Genomic DNA, 15,551 nt, shown 5'->3' with positions numbered 1-15,551 from the left:
GCGTCGGACGACGCCGTCCGACGTCAGCAGCACCTGGCCGACGGTCAGCGAAAAACGGCCGAACGACTCGGCGTACGCGTGCGCCAGCGCGAGCTGCCCGACACTGGCCGCGGCCTGCTGAGTGGCCAAGTCACGCGGGCGCTTGCCCAGCGAGAGCGGCGCCAGACCGGCCCCGATCGCGCCCGAGGAAACCAGCACGATCTGGGCGTCCCGCGACACCCTGTCGGCGATGGCGTCGACCAGCACGTCGAGCCTGGACACGTCCAGGCCGTCGCCCGCGGTGGTCAACGCCGAAGAGCCGACCTTGACCACCAGGCGGCGGGCGGACGCTATCGCCCGCCGGGTCTGACTCACCTGTCCCGCTCCACCGGCGCGCTCGACTCGACCATCCCGCCCTCGATCTCGTCGGGACCGTCACGGCGGATACGCCGGGATTCCTTACGCTCCACCGCGCGCGGACGGCTGTGGTCCTCGAGCCGCATGTCGGTACCGCGACCGGACATCCGCACCGCGATACCGGCGGGCGTCGACGGCTCCCAGTCGAAGGTCACGTCGCCGATGGTGATCGAGTTGCCCGGCACCGCACCCGCGCGGGCCAGCGCGTCCTCGACACCGAGGCGGTTGAGCCTGTCACCGAGGTACCCGACGGCTTCGTCGTTGCCGAAGTCGGTCTGGCGGATCCAGCGCTCCGGACGGCGGCCGATCACGAAGAACGCCTCTTCGTCTTCCGGGTCCTGCACGATCTTGAAGCCGCGGTCGTTCACCGCCGTCGGGCGGATGACGATGACCTTTTCTTCCTTCGGCGGCTGGGCCGCGCGGTACTCCTTGACGACCTCGGAGAGCGCGAAAGTCAGCTCCCGCAGGCCTTCCCGCGTGATCGCGGAGACTTCGAGCACCTTGTACCCGCGCGCCTCGAACAGCGGCCGGACGAGCTCCGCCAGCTCTTTGCCGTCGGGCACGTCGATCTTGTTGAGCACGATCACCCGGGGGCGGTCCTTGAGGTCCCCACCGAGGCTCGGCGTGTACAGCGAAAGCTCTTTTTCGAGCGCGTCGACGTCGGACAGCGGGTCGCGGCCGGGGTCGAGGGTCGCGCAGTCGACGATGTGCGCCAGCACCGCGCACCGCTCGATGTGCCGCAGGAAGTCCAGGCCGAGGCCCTTGCCCTCGCTGGCGCCCGGGATCAGGCCCGGCACGTCGGCCATGGTGAAGACGTTGTCGTCGGCGGTGATCACGCCGAGGTTCGGGACCAGCGTGGTGAACGGGTAGTCCGCGATCTTGGGGCGGGCGGACGAAAGCACCGAGATCAGCGAGGACTTGCCGGCGGACGGGAAGCCGAGCAGGCCGACGTCGGCGACCGAACGCAGCTCCAGCACCAGGTCCCGTGTCTCGCCCGGCTCACCCTTGAGCGCGAACCCGGGAGCCTTGCGGGACTTCGACGCGAGCTGCGCGTTGCCGAGGCCACCACGGCCACCTTCGGCGGCGACGAACGTGGTGCCGACGCCGACGAGGTCCGCGAGCACCTCGCCGTCGTTGTCCAGCACGACCGTGCCGTCCGGCACCTTCATGATCAGGGTCTCGCCCTGGGCGCCGTTGCGGTGCGCCCCCATGCCGAGCTTGCCGTTACCGGCGTGTGCGTGCGGGCGGAAGTGGAAGTCGAGCAGCGTGTGGACGTTGGCGTCGACGACGAGCAGCACGTCGCCGCCGTTACCGCCGTTGCCACCGTCGGGACCGCCGAGCGGCTTGAACTTCTCGCGATGCACGGAGGCGCAGCCGTGCCCACCGTTACCTGCGGTCAGATGGATCACCGCGCGGTCGACGAAACGGGACGCCATGGTATTGCCTCTTTCGTACCTGCCGGACTAGCTGAATCGCACAAAACCGTGCTTACTGTGCGTGCTTGCTACACAAAAGAACGAGGGGCGGAGCCGGATCATTCCGGCCCCGCCCCTCGCCTAAGCCTGGTGGCTGGTCTGACTCAGACCTCGGCCAGAACCTCGGCCGGAACGATATTGATCATCTTGCGGCCACGCTTGACACCGAACTGCACCGCACCGGCGGTCAGCGCGAACAGCGTGTCGTCGCCGCCACGGCCGACGTTCACGCCGGGGTGGAACTTGGTGCCGCGCTGGCGGATGATGATCTCGCCGGCGAGGACTTCCTGGCCACCGAACCGCTTGACCCCGAGCCGCTGGGCATTGGAATCGCGGCCGTTACGAGAGCTGGACGCACCTTTTTTGTGTGCCATGGCTGCTCACGCCCCTTCTTTATAGGAGTGACGGTCCTGGTGAGACCGTCTGTGGAGTGAAGCGGTCTTACTGGTTGATACCGGTGACCTCGACGCGGGTCAGCTTCTGCCTGTGACCCTGGCGCTTGTGGTAACCGGTCTTGTTCTTGAACTTGTGGATGCGGATCTTGGGACCCTTGGTCTGCTCGACAACCTTGCCGATGACCGAGACCTTCGCCAGCACGTCGGCGTCCGTGGTGATCTCTCCACCATCAACGACCAGCACAACGGGGAAAGTGTGCTCGGTACCCGGCGTCCCTTCGAGCTTCTCGACCTCGACGACGTCGCCTACGGCCACCTTGTACTGCTTGCCGCCGGTCTTGACGATCGCGTACGCCGACACGGGAGTCTCCTGCATTACTAGACAATGGGTGGGGGCTTGTGCGCTCGGCCCACCCGGAGGTGGTCCAAGAGCCGCACAATGCGGCCCGCTCTAGTGGCGGGCCGCATTCCAGGTTACGGGCTATCCGAAAAGGGCGCTAACCCGGGGTGTCCGTAACCCGCTTCTTCTAGTTCTTTTCGGCGCTGACCGGCGGACCCGCCGGACGGGACGCCGCCCGGCGGGGACGCCGGCGGGTGGAACGGGTGGCGGGCACGGGCACCTCGACGTCAGGTGCGGCTTCCTCGGCCTCAGCGGCCGCTTCGGCCTCCTTGGCCACGTTCGCGCCCACACGCCCGGTGACCAGCGGCTCGGCGGGCTCCTGCACGGCCTCAGGCTCCGGAGCGTGCGTGTGCCCGTTCAGCGGGGCCGGCTCGGCCTGCTCGGCGGGCGCCGCACTCGCTTCGGCGACAGCCTCTTCGGTGACCTCTTCGGCAGGCTCCTCGACAACCGCTTCGACAACGGAGTGCTCGTCCTCGGTCTTGGCGACCTTGGCGGCGTGAGCGATCGCCTGCACCGCCGAAACGACCGACTCACGCTGCTCCGGGGTCGGAGCGGGCGCGACGGGCTCGGTGCGGGTGACGGTGAGCGTCTCGTCCTGAGCAGCGCTCTCCTCGCTCTTGCCACGGCCACGGTTGCGCCGGGACGGCTGCTGCTGACCGCCACCGCCACTCGTGGACTGGCCGCTCGGGGCACTGGTATGGCTGTGGGTGTGCCCGTTGCCGTTCTGCGGGGCGCTGCCACCGCTGATGCGCTGCGGCTCGGTCGACACGACCACACCGCGGCCCTTGCAGTGCTCACAAGGCGTCGAGAAGGCCTCGATCAGGCCGGTCCCGATCTTCTTGCGGGTCATCTGCACCAGGCCCAGCGAGGTGACCTCGGCGACCTGGTGACGCGTGCGATCCCGGCCGAGGCATTCGGTCAGGCGGCGCAGCACCAGCTCACGGTTCGATTCGAGCACCATGTCGATGAAGTCGATGACGATGATGCCGCCGATGTCGCGCAGGCGGAGCTGACGGACGATCTCCTCGGCGGATTCCAGGTTGTTCCTGGTCACCGTCTCTTCGAGGTTGCCGCCGGAGCCGGTGTACTTACCGGTGTTGACGTCGATGACCGTCATCGCCTCGGTCCGGTCGATGACCAGGTACCCACCCGAGGGCAGCCAGACCTTGCGGTCGAGCGCCTTGGTGATCTGCTCGTCGATCCGGTGGTCGGAGAACGCGTTGCCGGTGCCGGTGTAGCGCTTGAGGCGGCTTTCGAGATCCGGTGCGACGTGCTTGACGTAGCCGTGGATGGTGTCCCACGAGGCGCTGCCCTGGATCTCGAGCGTGGAGAAGTCCTCGGTGAACAGGTCACGCACGACCTTGACCAGCAGGTCCGGCTCTTCGTAGAGCATCGTCGGCGCGCTGGACTTCTTGCCGTTCGCGGTGCCCGCGTCGGCCTTCTCCTTGATGACCGACCACTGCGCGGTGAGCCGGTTCACGTCGCGGCCGAGCTCTTCCTCGCTGACGCCCTCCGACGCGGTGCGGATGATCACACCGGCGTCCTCGGGGACGATCCGCTTGAGGATGTCCTTCAGCCTGCGGCGCTCGTTCTCCGGCAGCTTGCGGGAGATACCCGTGGCGCCACCGGCCGGCACGTAGACCAGGAAGCGGCCCGCGAGCGAGATCTGCGTGGTCAGCCGGGCGCCCTTGTGCCCGACCGGGTCCTTGGTGACCTGCACCAGGACGCTATCGCCGCTGGAGAGCGCCTGCTCGATCTTGCGGGCCTTGCCCTCGAGACCGGCGGCGTCCCAATCGACCTCACCGGCGTACAGCACGGCATTGCGGCCGCGGCCGATGTCGATGAAGGCGGCCTCCATCGACGGGAGCACGTTCTGCACCCGGCCGAGGTAGACGTTGCCGACGATCGAGCCGGTGCTGGAATCGGTCACGAAGTGCTCGACGAGGACACCGTCCTCGAGCACCCCGATCTGAGTGGAGTCGCCTTTTTCGAGCACGACCATCGTGCGCTCGACCGCTTCGCGGCGGGCGAGGAACTCGGCCTCCGACAGGATCGGCGCGCGCCTGCGACCGGCCTCACGGCCGTCACGGCGACGCTGGCGCTTGGCCTCCAGCCGCGTCGAGCCGCGCACGCTGCGCACCTCGTCACGGGCCGGACGCTCGGCGCGCTCACGCTCGGGGCGTTCGGGGCGCTCTGCCTCGCCCTTGCTCTGGCGGACGTGCACGACGGTGTTCGGCGGGTCGTCGGTGGTACCGGCGGCATCAGCCGAGCTGTCCTCCCCACCATCATCGCCGCCCTTGCGGCGACGGCGGCGGCGACGGCGCTTGTTGCCGCTCTCGTCACCGTCGGCGTCGGCATCCGCGTCCGCGTCGGTCTGCGACTCGGCGGGCGCGGTGTCTTCGTTCTTCTCGTCTTCGTCCGTGTCGGCCTCGTCGACGACGGGCGCGTTACGGGCACCCCGGCCACGCTCGCGCTTCTGGCTGGGCTCGGGAGCCGACTCTTCGTCGGTCTCCACGCCGCCTTCGTCGCCGCCCTTGCCACGGCCACGGCCACGGCGGCCACGACGACGCCGCCGGCGACCCGACTCGTCCCCGTCGTCATCACCCTGGTCGGCGTTGTCAGGCCGCTCGTCCTCGAGCTCCTCCTGGACGACGGGCTCGGGCTCCGGCTGCTGCCGGCGCACGGGCGCCTCGATCGGCTCCGGCGGCAGGAAGGTCGGCGACGGCGCCGCGAACACGGGCATATGTGCCCGGCGGCGGATCGGCGCCTCTTCGACAACCGGCTCCTGGACGGGAGCTGCCGCTGCGCCGACGATGGGTGCTGCCTCGACGACCGGCTTCGCCTCGACGACCACCGGAGCGGCCATCCCGGCGAGCACGGGCGACGGCTCGGCAACCGCTTCGGCGGGCTTCTCGTCGGTGAGCCCCAGTGCCTCGGCCAGGCGCAACGCCACGTCACGGGTCACGCTCGACTGCGCGCTACGAGGGCTCTCGCCCAGCTCGGTGAGCTTCGCCAGTACTTCACGGCTGTTCGACCCGAACAGCTTGGCCAATGCATGCACCCTAACCCTGGGCGGCAGCTCCGCGAGCTTGCCGGCCATGGATGTGGCGGTATTCCCGCCGGTGTTCTCGGCGGGTGTGTCCGCGTTCGACATATATCTCCTCCGCCCCCGGGCGCGTCTGCCGGATTACACCGGAAGGACGCGGCCGCGCAGGGGCACCTTTCTGTTTGTTCCGCCGTGGTGGGCACCGACGACGGGAATCCTTGCCTCGCGCCGGCGACGGGGCCGGGGTTCCGGCTGCCCGTCGATGGCAGGTCCACTCGGCGACGCCCTGGCAGGGCTCTCAGCGTCTTTTCGCCTCCCATGTCGTCTAGCCGCTCAACGGTCGAGCAGCGACGATCATGGTGCTCGTTCAGCACGTCACCGGGCCGCAGCTTCGCCCGTGCACCACCTCCTGCGGTGCCCGGCGACCCAACGGCCTACCCGAGTATCCCACACAGTGGGGTCGAGGCCGTGTACTCGGTGCCACGAGCAGGCCCGTGGCGCGCCGAGCGGGGTCGTCGGTGCGGACATACGGCCACCAGCCGGGCGAACTTTTCCTCAGAGCTTGTCCGGCCGGTTCCGGGTGGCTAGCGTGCGGCTCGGGGCCGAGTGCCCGCCGGTCAAGAACCACGGCGGTCACGAGGGGTGGAAGTCTCGTTTACCCGGTTGGAGGTCCGGTGACCGTGCTGGGTCGAGCGCTGACCGGCGTCGTGTGCGCCGCGCTGGTGCTGTCCGGCCAGCTCGCCGTGAGCACGGCCGCGAGCGCCGCCGAACCGAGCTGTGTCACGGCCGGTCGCGCGCTGCGCTACGTGGTCAACTTCGACCGCGGCACGGACGCCGGGAAAGCCGCGAACGAGGTCACGGCGGCCTGTGGTGAGACGACCATCTACTACCCGCAGATCGCCGTCGGCGTCGCGACCTCGCCCGCTCCCGACTTCGCGGAGCGGTTCGGGGTCGACCGCGCGTTCAGCGCGCAGGCCGCCAGGCTGGCCGCGCAGCGCGCGAGCGTTTCCGTCACGCGGAAAGCGGTCGCCACCAGGCCCGAGCTGCCCCCGACCGACCCGGCCGCGGTGCCGGCCGAAGACCGCAGCGGCGAGCAGTGGGACATGCGTGAGATCCACGCCGCCGCGGCCCGCGAGATCACCCCGGGCAGCCCGGACGTGGTGGTCGGCGTGCTGGACTCGGGCATCGACCCGGCGCATCCGGAACTCACCCGCGCGCTCGACCCGGCGCTGTCCGCGGGCTGTCTGACCGGCGCCCCGGACCAGGACACCAAAGCCTGGTCGGCGACGACGTCACCACACGGGACGCATGTCGCGGGCACCATCGCCGCGGCCGACGACGGCAAGGGCATCACCGGGGTCGCCCCCGGCGTCCGGCTGGCGTCGGTGAAGGTCATCGACGACCGCGGGTACGTCGACCCGGAGGCCGCGGTATGCGGCCTGATGTGGGCGGCCAAGGAACGGATGAAGGTCACCAACAGCAGTTTCTTCGTCGATCCGTGGTCACTTTCCTGCGCGCACGGCCCCGATCACGGCGTGGTCCGCGAGGCGATGGTCAGGGCCGTGGCGTACAGCAGCATGACCGGCACGGTGAACGTCGCCGCCGCGACCAACGAAGCCGTCAACCTGACACCTTCGCCCCGCTCCGACACCCCGCAACCGCAGACGGGCTGCGAAGCGCTCCCGGCCGGGCTGCGGGACGTGGTCGCCGTCTCGTCGGTCGGCGAGAGCCGGCTCAAAGCCGGATACAGCTCGTACGGGCTCGGCGTGATCGATGTCACCGCGCCCGGCGGGGAAGCCGGGCAGTGTGTGCTTTCGACCGTTCCCGACGGCTACGCGCCGCTCTGCGGGACGTCGATGGCCGCCCCGCACGTCGCCGGGGTGGTCGCGCTGATGGCGTCGGCGCATCCGGGCTACAGCTCCGCGCAGCTGCGGAAGGCGCTCGGTGAGCAGGCGGACCCGATCGCCTGCCCCACCGACTACGACCTCACCGGCGACGGCACCCAGGACGCCTACTGCGCGGGCTACTCCAGCTACAACGGCTTCTACGGCCACGGCATGGTCGACGCGCTGGCGGCCGTCGCCCCGCGGCGCGTCGTCCCTTAGCGCATCAGCAGGTTGCCGAGGCGGCGGGAAGTCGCCCAGAGGCCGATCGCCGCCATGACGACCAGGTACGCGACATGGCCCAGCATGCCGAGCTCGAACACCCCGACCGACAGCCCTCGCATCAGCTCGATCCCGTGGTACAGCGGGAAACACTGGACCACGATCCGCAACGCCTCCGGGTACACCGTGATCGGGTAGAACGTCGTCGAGAACAGGAACATCGGCATGATCGCGAGCTGGATGTAGTCGAACTGCGACGGCGAGCGGAGGAAGGTCGCGCACGCCATGCCGACGGCGGCGAACGCGAACGCCAGCAGCAACGCGACCGGCACGAGCAGCAGCACCCACAGCGAGGACACCAGGCCCATCGCGAACATGACACCCAGGAACCCGACGGCGTAGATCCCGCCGCGCATGACCGCCCAGCTGATCTCGCCGATCGCGATGTCGAACGGCCCGATCGGGGTGGAGAGCATCGCGTCGTACAGCTTGGCGTAGCGGAACTTGAAGAACACGTTGAACGTCGAGTCGAACACCGCGCCGTTCATCGCCGAGGACGCGAGCAGCGCCGGGGCGACGAACGCGATGTAGCTCATCGTCTGCCCGCCGGGCCCGACCACCTCCTTGACCAGGAGGCCGAAGCCGTACTGGAAGGCCAGCAGGTAGAAGAACGGCTCGAAGAACCCGGAGACGAATATCAGCCAGTACCGCGAGTTGACGATGAAGGAGCGTTCTATCAGCGCGCTCGCGCGGCCGTTGTACATGCCGGGCGGGAGCAGGCGCAGCAGCAGCCCGCGGCGCTCGGTCTGTTCCAGGACAGCCACTCAGACCACCAGCCGACGGTAGAAGTACCTGCGGCCGGCCCACGCGCCCGCCAGGAAGATCAGGAGGAGATAGGCGAGGTGCCCCAGCATCGCCAGGCCGCTCACACCACCGAGGGTGACCCCGCGGCCCAGCTCGTTTCCGTGCCACAGCGGGGAAATCCACGCGAACAGGCGCAGCACGAGCGGCAGCTGGGCGATCGGGAAGAAGGTGCCGGCGAGCAACGTCATCGGGATGACCAAGAACCGGAAGATCAGGCCGAACCGCATGCCTTCGTCGAAGGTGGTGGCGGCGAGCGCCATCATCGGTGTCGCGCAGGCCATCCCGGTGAGCGTGCCGACCAGCACGACGAGCACCGCGCCGAAATTCAGCCAGGCGCCGAAGAACACCGCGATCACCGCGTACGCGGCGCCGGAAAGTGTGAGCCGCAGGGCGATCCAGATCAACTGGCCGCCGAAGACCTGCCCGGACGTCATCGGTGTCGCGGTCGCGGCCACGTAGTCGCGCTGCCACTTGAACCCCGACAGCACCGGATAGGTCGCCTCGCCGACGCCGATCTGGAGCGCCGCCGAAACCAGCAGCGCCGGCGCGACGTACTGCAGATACGACAGCCCGCCGGTCGCGGGCCCGGCCTGGACCTGCGACCCGAAGCCGAGCCCCATCGCGGCCAGGAACAGCACCGGCTGCAGCCCGGACGAGTACAGGTTCGACGTCCAGTACCGCCGGTACCAGGTGAAATAGCCTTCGACGCGAAGCCAGGCCGCTCGCCAGGATCCGACCACCCGGCCGGTGGATTCCACTGTCGCCATCAGTCCGTCAGCGCCCGTCCGGTCAACCGCAGGAAGACGTCCTCGAGCGAACTTCGCCGGACCAAGCTCGACACCGGGCGGATGCCCCGGGCGGTGACCTGCTCGAGCGCGGCCTCACCGCCCTGGGTGTACAGCAGCACCCTGTCCGGCAGGATCTCGACGCGCTCGGCGAGATCCTCGACCTTCAGCGAACTGCTCGTCTGCTCCCCCGGCGCGAACCTGAGCTCCAAGACCTCGCGCGTCGAATGCTTCGCGATCAGCGCCGCGGGCGAACCCTCCGCGACGATGCGGCCGTTGTCCATCACGACCAGCCTGTCGCAGAGCTGCTCGGCCTCGTCCATGTAATGCGTGGTGATGATCAGCGTGACCCCGCTGGCCTTGAGGCGGAACAGCCTGTCCCACAACAGATGCCGGGCCTGCGGGTCGAGCCCTGTGGTCGGCTCGTCGAGCAGCAGCAACTCCGGGTCGTTGACCAGCGACCGCGCGATGGTGAGCCGCCGCTTCATCCCGCCGGACAGCGGCTCGACCTCGTCGTCGGCCCGGTCGGTGAGCTGCGCGAACTCCATCAGCTCCTCGGCCTTGCGCCGCACATGCGCCCGCGACAGGCCGAAGTAGCGGCCGTAGACCTGCAGGTTCTGCCGGACGGTCAGCTCGTTGTCCAGGTTGTCCTGCTGCGGCACCACCCCGAGGCGGGCGCGGATCTTCGGCCCCTCGACATCCGGATCCATCCCCAGCACCCGCAGATCGCCGTCGGTCCGCGGGGAAACGCTCGCGATCATGCGCATCGTCGACGACTTGCCGGCACCGTTCGGCCCGAGGAAACCGAACGCCTCCCCGCGCCTCACCTCGACGTCGACGCCGCGCACGGCCTCGAAGTCACCGAAGCGCTTGACCAGCGCCTTGGCCTGCACCATCGCCGGTTGGTCGGCTGTTTCCTCATCCACTGGATCACCATCCCACGACCCACCGACAAGAAAAACCGGTTTACCCCCAGACCCCGACGCCGCAGCGGCGCATTGAGGAGGCAAGCGCGGCTGGGTGGGTCGTGAGTGGCTACGAGTGTTAGAACACTCGTAGCCACTCACGAGCCGCCCACCCAGCCGCAGCCGGGCAGAGAGCTGGGGTTAGTGGATGGGGACAGTGAGGGGGCGCGAGGTGCCGTTGACGGTGACGGTCAGGCGCGCGACGCCGGGGCGTAGTGCGGTGAGCACGCCGGTGGCCGGGTCGAAGGAGGCCACGTCCCAGGGCATGACTGGAAGCAGGCCGGCGATGTGTGTTCCGAAAGCCCCGGTCCAGTCGGCGCTCACGGGATACGAAACCGGAACTTGCCGACCGGCCTGGGTAACTACAGCACGGACCTCCGCCGAAACACCCCGAGCCAGCTCGCCAGGGCCGGTGACGGTCAGCGCGTCGACGTTCGGGCGCGTTTCGAACCGCACGTCCCCGGAAAGATCGAACCGGACCGACGTCCAGCCCACGAAGCCACCATCGCCGGGAGCCGCGGCCGGAGCCTTCCCGGAGTTCCCGTTGATCAGGTACGGCACACCGTCCACTCTGGACAGATTGAACAGCCCCGCGTGCGAAGCGATCGACGCGGCTTGCTTGCCCGAAGTCCGCTCGAAATCGGTGAGCCAGCTCGAAAGCAGGCTCGCCTCCTTGCGGTCGGCGAGCTGCGAAGCGGCCGTCGGACTCGGGTCGGCGACCGGATGGTGCATGGCCACGACGACCCCGCGGATCGACGGGTCCGTCCGAGCGCCGTCCAAACCGTCACGCAGCATGCGGATCTGGTCAAAGCCGCCACCGCGCAGCGTGCCGCGCGAGGAGTCCAACAGGATCAGCCGGATCCCGCGGACGTCGACCACCCGGTGCGTTTCCCCGAACGCCGCCTGGAACTCGGCCAGCCCGTGGCCACCGTCGGCTTCGTGGTTGCCGGGCACGTAGTACCACGGCACCTTGCCGACCAGTTCGGCGTCGATGACCGACTTCGCGAGCACGAAGTCGGCGGTCGTCCCACGGTCCACCAGGTCGCCGTTGATGAGCACCAGGTCCGGCTTCGACGCCACGGCCTCCCGCATCGCCCGCCGCGCCTGCGCCACCAGCGGGCCGTCCGGCGCGTCGGCGGTGAACTGCGCGTCGCTGACGACGGCGATCCGCAGGCCACCCGGGCTCAGCACGCCGTCGGTCACCAGGGCGGGGTCATGCGCGGCGGGATCGACGGGGACCTCGGCCGAAGGCGCCACCGAGAAGCTGAGGTCGTCGAACACCAGCCTGCCTTCGTACTGCTGGTCCGGCAGGTTTTCCACGGCGTAGAACCGGGTCAGCCGCTGCCCGGCACCAAGACCGGCCGGAACAGTCGCTTCGGCGTAGCGCCAGCCCGTCCAGTCGACGCTCAGCGACAGATCCACGACGGACGCGACGTTGGCGGCGTCCCGGAGTTCCGCGCGCAGCCAGGCGCCTTTACCGTCCCCGTTGACCCAGACCCCGATCTTCTGCGTCCCCGCCGGAACAGCGAGCGGCGCGGCAGCCGTGACGTACGCGGCACGGGTCGCGTTGGTCCCGGTGAGCCGGTAGTCGAGCGCCAGCCCCTTGCCGCCGTTGCGTCCTTCTGCTTCGGACAGCGCGCCGCCCACCACGGCCGGGAACACGCTGACACCCCAGCCCGCCGGACCATCCAGCGGAGCCGCGACGCGCTGCTCGGTGCCGACGGACGTGGCGAGATGCGTGGTCAGCCCGCCGACGGTCGCGGTGATACCCGAAGCGCCGGTCGCCTTCAGCGCCGTCACGGCGAACCCGTCACCCGACGGCTCGACGCGCACCACGGCCGGGTCGAACTCGAGCTTGACGTCGTCGGGCTCGATCCACGTGCCGTAGCCGTCCGCGTCGAACCCCGACACCTTGAACGTCCCGCGCGCCCCGGCGCCGGAAAGCGCGACCTGCTCGGTGCTCGTGCCGAGGCGGATCGGCTTGCCCAGCACGGAAAGCGTCGTCTGGCCGCGGACACCACCGTGCGTCGCGTAGACGTCGACGTCCGCGCGCTTCGCCGGGTCGAACCAGTCGGCATGGGCGGTGAAGACGTTCTTGGTCACGTTGCCGCGCAACGGGTTCGTGCTCGTCCACCGCGGATCGGCGGCGACCGCCGCGCCGGTCTCGTCGTGGCCGCCGGCGGTCAACTTGCGGGACAGTCCCGAAAGGACTCGGTTCGCGTTCTCGGTGTCCTGCGCGGGCCGTGGCGCGAACCCGGTGAGCTTGCCGCTGCCGGGCACGGTCGCGAAGCCGATTCCGTTGGGTACCAGGCGTTCCCCGCCATCGGACGGCGAGTTGCGGATGGTCGGCCCCTGCTCGCCTTCTTCCCGGGCGAGCATCGTCGACGACCCGCCGCCGTCGAGGTTGATGGCGTCGTCCGCGCCGAGCGACTTCATGTGCCGGGCCAGTTCCAGCTCCGTCATGCCGCGGCTGTTCGCCTGCCTCCCGTCGACGGTGACGATCCACATCTTCTTGCCGTCGGCCGAAAACCCGACCGCGGTCCGAGGGTGCATGGCCACGGTGTCGACCGGCTGGACCTGTCCGTCCTTGAGCAGCACGAGGTTCCCGCCGACGGCGACGGTGATCTTCCCGGCGTCGGCACGCGGCGCGTACGAGACGGCGACCCTGTCCCCGGTCCGGAGCGCGGCGAGTGCGTCGACTCCGGCGTCGCGGGCCAGCAACACGGTGCTCCCGGCGAGGATCGGGCCGTCGACGGGCTGGTCGCGCACCTGCGACACGACCCCGTCGCGCAGTTCGACCTCCAGCACCCGCTGCGCGCCCGCGACCGAAGTCCGCCGCGAAGACGCGCCCCACAACGGGGTGTAGACGCCGATGCCGTTCGCGGCCACCACGGGACTGTTGAAGTTGGACGCCTTGACCGCGTTGCCGTCCGGAAGCGTCACGGACGCGTCGAGGAAGACCTCCGCGAGCCGCGCCTTGCCCTCCTCGGTGATGGCCGCGGTGAAGTTGTGACCACCGGCGGGCGCTGTCTGTAGTTGCCCGTTGTCGATGCCGACGCCGATCGGGGCACCGGTGGCGTTGATGTCGAAGAAGTCGCCGTTCACGCCCGCGACCGCGCCGGTCCGCGCGACCTGCTCCGAAAGCGGGGTGCGCGCGGAGACGGTTCCGGGGCTGAGATAGCTGGGGCGCAACGACTTGCTCGTGAGGTCGACCGCGAGGGTGTCGCCCCGGATCCAGCCCTGCGGGTCGTAGCGGTCGAACTCGGTGAGGTCCAGACCAGGCGCGACCGGTGTGGTGGCGGTGCTGGTGACCAGGCCGTCGTCGGGCTCGGCACGTGTTGAGTAGGCCAATGGGCCTTCAGCGGCCGAGGACGCGGCCGGAGCGGCTTCGACCGGCGGTGTGCCGAGCGGCGCGCTGAGCGGATCCGCCAGTACCGGCGCGGTGAAGAACACACTCACCAGCGGGACGAGCGCGAGGAGCACTACTCCGTGTGACTTTTTCACGAGTTACCCCAGTATCGAGTTAAACCAGACGGGTCCAGCACAGCGGATACGCGTCGCCAGGAGAAGTCCCGTGGGTGAACTCGGCCCGAACGGCCTAGGCCGTGTCTGGTAAATCTGTTCGATGGGCTTCGTGATCCAGGTGGTTCCTGGTGGTGCGGGGGATTCGGCCTCGTACTGGACGTACTCGGTCGAATCCCCCGTGCCGCCAGGGGCCGCCTGGGCGCGGAGACCGCGAACTTGATTTGCCAGACACAGCCTAGGGCCATCAGGCACAACGGCCGTGGGTGAGCCGGTTTTCGCCCCGACACAAGGCTAGAGGGGCCGTGTTTTCCCGATAGTGAAACCTCGCTCAGGGCGTGAGCGTCGCCGCCAGGAAGCCGAGCGCGATGGACTCGTCCCCGGTGATCCGCGGCGCGATCTCGGCCAGGTTCCGGCGTTTCCACAGCGCCAGCAACAGGTCTTCGGCCCGGGCCTCGACCGTGGCGGCCGAAACCATCTCCCCCGACACCCGGCGCACGATCGGCCCGTCGCCCTCCACAGCGGCCGGGCGCAGCAGCCAGGCGTTACCGGTGTCGGTCGCGCGCAGCAGCAACGACTCGGGCAGCGGCGGCGGACCGGCCTTGCGGTGGACCCGCGGCATCATCACGCCGAGCACCTCGTCGACCCCGTCCGCGGCGATCTGCGGATCCACCTTCGATTCGGCACCGGCCGCGCTCGCCGCGTCGAACAGGTGCACCGAGACCTCGTGGGTCTGGCGGCGGAACCAAAAAGCCTTGACGCGTTCGGTCTTCGACAACGTCCACGCGGTCTCGGCCGGGTCAGCTTCACGCAACGTCGTCAGCAGCTCGGCCGCGGCGGCCGCGTACCAGTCCGCGAGGTTGCCATCGGGACCGGTCTCGAAGTTCTGCGGGGCCACTTCACCGGTGACGACGATCGACGCCGCCCAACGATGGACGTTCCCGAGGTGCGCACCGAGATCACTGAGCCGCCAGTCGCCGCAGGACGCGACCGGCGCGTCGAGATCGGCCGTCCGCAGAAACCGCTCGAACTCCGCCACCAGCAGCGAAAGGTGAGGCAGATAGTCGGCCGGCGACAGGGGGATCGCAGTCATGACGGTGAGTGTAGAGAAAAACGATGGGCGGGAAGCGTGTGCTTCCCGCCCATCGACAGCGTCCCGGATCAGGCTTCCGGGAACCAGAGCTTCAGCTCGCGCTCGGCCGACTCGGGCGAGTCCGAGCCGTGCACCAGGTTGTACTGGGTCTCCAAGGCGAAGTCACCGCGGATGGTGCCCGGGGTGGCCTTCTCGACCGGGTCGGTGCCGCCGGCCAGCTGACGGAACGCGGCGATCGCGCGCGGGCCTTCGACGGCCAGTGCGACGAGCGGGCCCGAGGTGATGAACTCCAGCAGGTCACCGAAGAACGGACGCTCCTTGTGCTCGGCGTAGTGCTCCTCGGCGACGGAGCGCTCGACGGTGCGCAGCTCGACGGCGACCAGCTTCAGTCCCTTGCGCTCGATGCGCGAAATGACCTCGCCGACCAGCCCGCGCTCGACGCCATCGGGCTTGACCAGAACCAGGGTGCGTTCAGTCACGACGGTGTTTCTCCTTTTAGTGAATT

At 69.2% G+C, this 15,551-nt stretch carries 11 protein-coding genes and 1 pseudogene; 1 reads left to right on the top strand and 11 read right to left on the bottom strand.

The genetic code is table 11. The features are described from left to right. From VGP60_RS12720 to VGP60_RS12700, 5 genes and pseudogenes are all read right to left on the bottom strand, one after another. A pseudogene (locus VGP60_RS12720) lies at nt 1–354 on the bottom strand (glutamate 5-kinase); the annotation flags it as partial. Continuing rightward, nucleotides 351–1,832 (bottom strand): GTPase ObgE, encoded by a 1,482-nt coding sequence (gene obgE / locus VGP60_RS12715; RefSeq protein ID WP_327548161.1) that lies wholly within the window; start codon nt 1,830–1,832, stop codon nt 351–353. The gene obgE and the pseudogene VGP60_RS12720, both read right to left, overlap by 4 nt. A gap of 143 nt (nt 1,833–1,975) precedes the next feature. Beyond that, nucleotides 1,976–2,245 carry a 50S ribosomal protein L27 gene (rpmA, locus tag VGP60_RS12710; protein ID WP_327548160.1) on the bottom strand — a complete coding sequence of 90 codons (270 nt, stop codon included), beginning with the start codon at nt 2,243–2,245 and terminating at the stop codon, nt 1,976–1,978. Nucleotides 2,246–2,312: 67 nt separating this feature from the next. Then, nucleotides 2,313–2,627 (bottom strand): 50S ribosomal protein L21, encoded by a 315-nt coding sequence (gene rplU / locus VGP60_RS12705; RefSeq protein WP_327548164.1) that lies wholly within the window; start codon nt 2,625–2,627, stop codon nt 2,313–2,315. 166 nt (nt 2,628–2,793) lie between these two features. After that, nucleotides 2,794–5,820, bottom strand: a complete 3,027-nt coding sequence (locus tag VGP60_RS12700; protein ID WP_327548159.1) for an Rne/Rng family ribonuclease — start codon at nt 5,818–5,820, stop codon at nt 2,794–2,796. Nucleotides 5,821–6,386: 566 nt separating this feature from the next. On the opposite strand from VGP60_RS12700, the gene VGP60_RS12695 reads away from it, so the two are divergent. Next, entirely contained in the window at nt 6,387–7,817 is a 1,431-nt protein-coding gene (locus VGP60_RS12695) for a S8 family peptidase (RefSeq protein ID WP_327548158.1), read from the top strand. Here the strand turns inward: VGP60_RS12695 and VGP60_RS12690 are convergent. The 6 genes from VGP60_RS12690 to ndk form a co-directional block, all read right to left on the bottom strand. After that, a complete protein-coding gene (locus VGP60_RS12690; RefSeq protein ID WP_414640334.1) occupies nt 7,814–8,581 on the bottom strand; it encodes an ABC transporter permease in 768 nt (255 codons plus the stop codon). The two genes, VGP60_RS12695 and VGP60_RS12690, sit on opposite strands and share 4 nt — an antisense overlap. Before the next feature lie 60 nt (nt 8,582–8,641). Further along, the gene (locus VGP60_RS12685) at nt 8,642–9,448 is read right to left on the bottom strand and encodes an ABC transporter permease (protein WP_327548156.1); all 807 of its coding nucleotides are present in this window, start codon (nt 9,446–9,448) and stop codon (nt 8,642–8,644) included. Then, complete coding sequence (locus VGP60_RS12680; RefSeq protein WP_327548163.1) at nt 9,448–10,362, bottom strand: ABC transporter ATP-binding protein; 915 nt, start codon at nt 10,360–10,362, stop codon at nt 9,448–9,450. Before VGP60_RS12680 ends, VGP60_RS12685 begins: the two co-directional genes overlap by 1 nt. A gap of 210 nt (nt 10,363–10,572) precedes the next feature. After that, nucleotides 10,573–13,914 carry a phosphodiester glycosidase family protein gene (locus VGP60_RS12675; RefSeq protein ID WP_414640333.1) on the bottom strand — a complete coding sequence of 1,114 codons (3,342 nt, stop codon included), beginning with the start codon at nt 13,912–13,914 and terminating at the stop codon, nt 10,573–10,575. A 370-nt stretch (nt 13,915–14,284) separates the two neighbouring features. Further along, nucleotides 14,285–15,046, bottom strand: coding sequence for a maleylpyruvate isomerase family mycothiol-dependent enzyme (locus VGP60_RS12670; protein ID WP_327548155.1), 762 nt, complete (start codon nt 15,044–15,046; stop codon nt 14,285–14,287). Nucleotides 15,047–15,114: 68 nt separating this feature from the next. After that, nucleotides 15,115–15,525: a nucleoside-diphosphate kinase gene (gene ndk, locus VGP60_RS12665; protein ID WP_327548154.1), complete on the bottom strand. Its 411-nt coding sequence runs from the start codon at nt 15,523–15,525 to the stop codon at nt 15,115–15,117. Nucleotides 15,526–15,551: the final 26 nt, after the last annotated feature.

The organism is Amycolatopsis sp. (assembly GCF_036008905.1).
Taxonomy (GTDB): domain Bacteria; phylum Actinomycetota; class Actinomycetes; order Mycobacteriales; family Pseudonocardiaceae; genus Amycolatopsis.
Note: the sequence above shows the minus strand (reverse complement) of the source record. Positions and strands in the feature narration are given on the sequence as shown.

Bases quoted from the DNA above. Each gene is read 5' to 3' on its own strand.
- rpmA (WP_327548160.1), bottom strand. From the start codon at position 2,245: ATGGCACACAAAAAAGGTGCGTCCAGCTCTCGTAACGGCCGCGATTCC.
- VGP60_RS12700 (WP_327548159.1), bottom strand. From the start codon at position 5,820: ATGTCGAACGCGGACACACCCGCCGAGAACACCGGCGGGAATACCGCC.
- VGP60_RS12680 (WP_327548163.1), bottom strand. From the start codon at position 10,362: ATGGTGCAGGCCAAGGCGCTGGTCAAGCGCTTCGGTGACTTCGAGGCC.
- obgE (WP_327548161.1), bottom strand. From the start codon at position 1,832: ATGGCGTCCCGTTTCGTCGACCGCGCGGTGATCCATCTGACCGCAGGT.
- VGP60_RS12690 (WP_414640334.1), bottom strand. From the start codon at position 8,581: ATGTACAACGGCCGCGCGAGCGCGCTGATAGAACGCTCCTTCATCGTC.
- VGP60_RS12685 (WP_327548156.1), bottom strand. From the start codon at position 9,448: ATGGCGACAGTGGAATCCACCGGCCGGGTGGTCGGATCCTGGCGAGCG.
- VGP60_RS12670 (WP_327548155.1), bottom strand. From the start codon at position 15,046: ATGACTGCGATCCCCCTGTCGCCGGCCGACTATCTGCCTCACCTTTCG.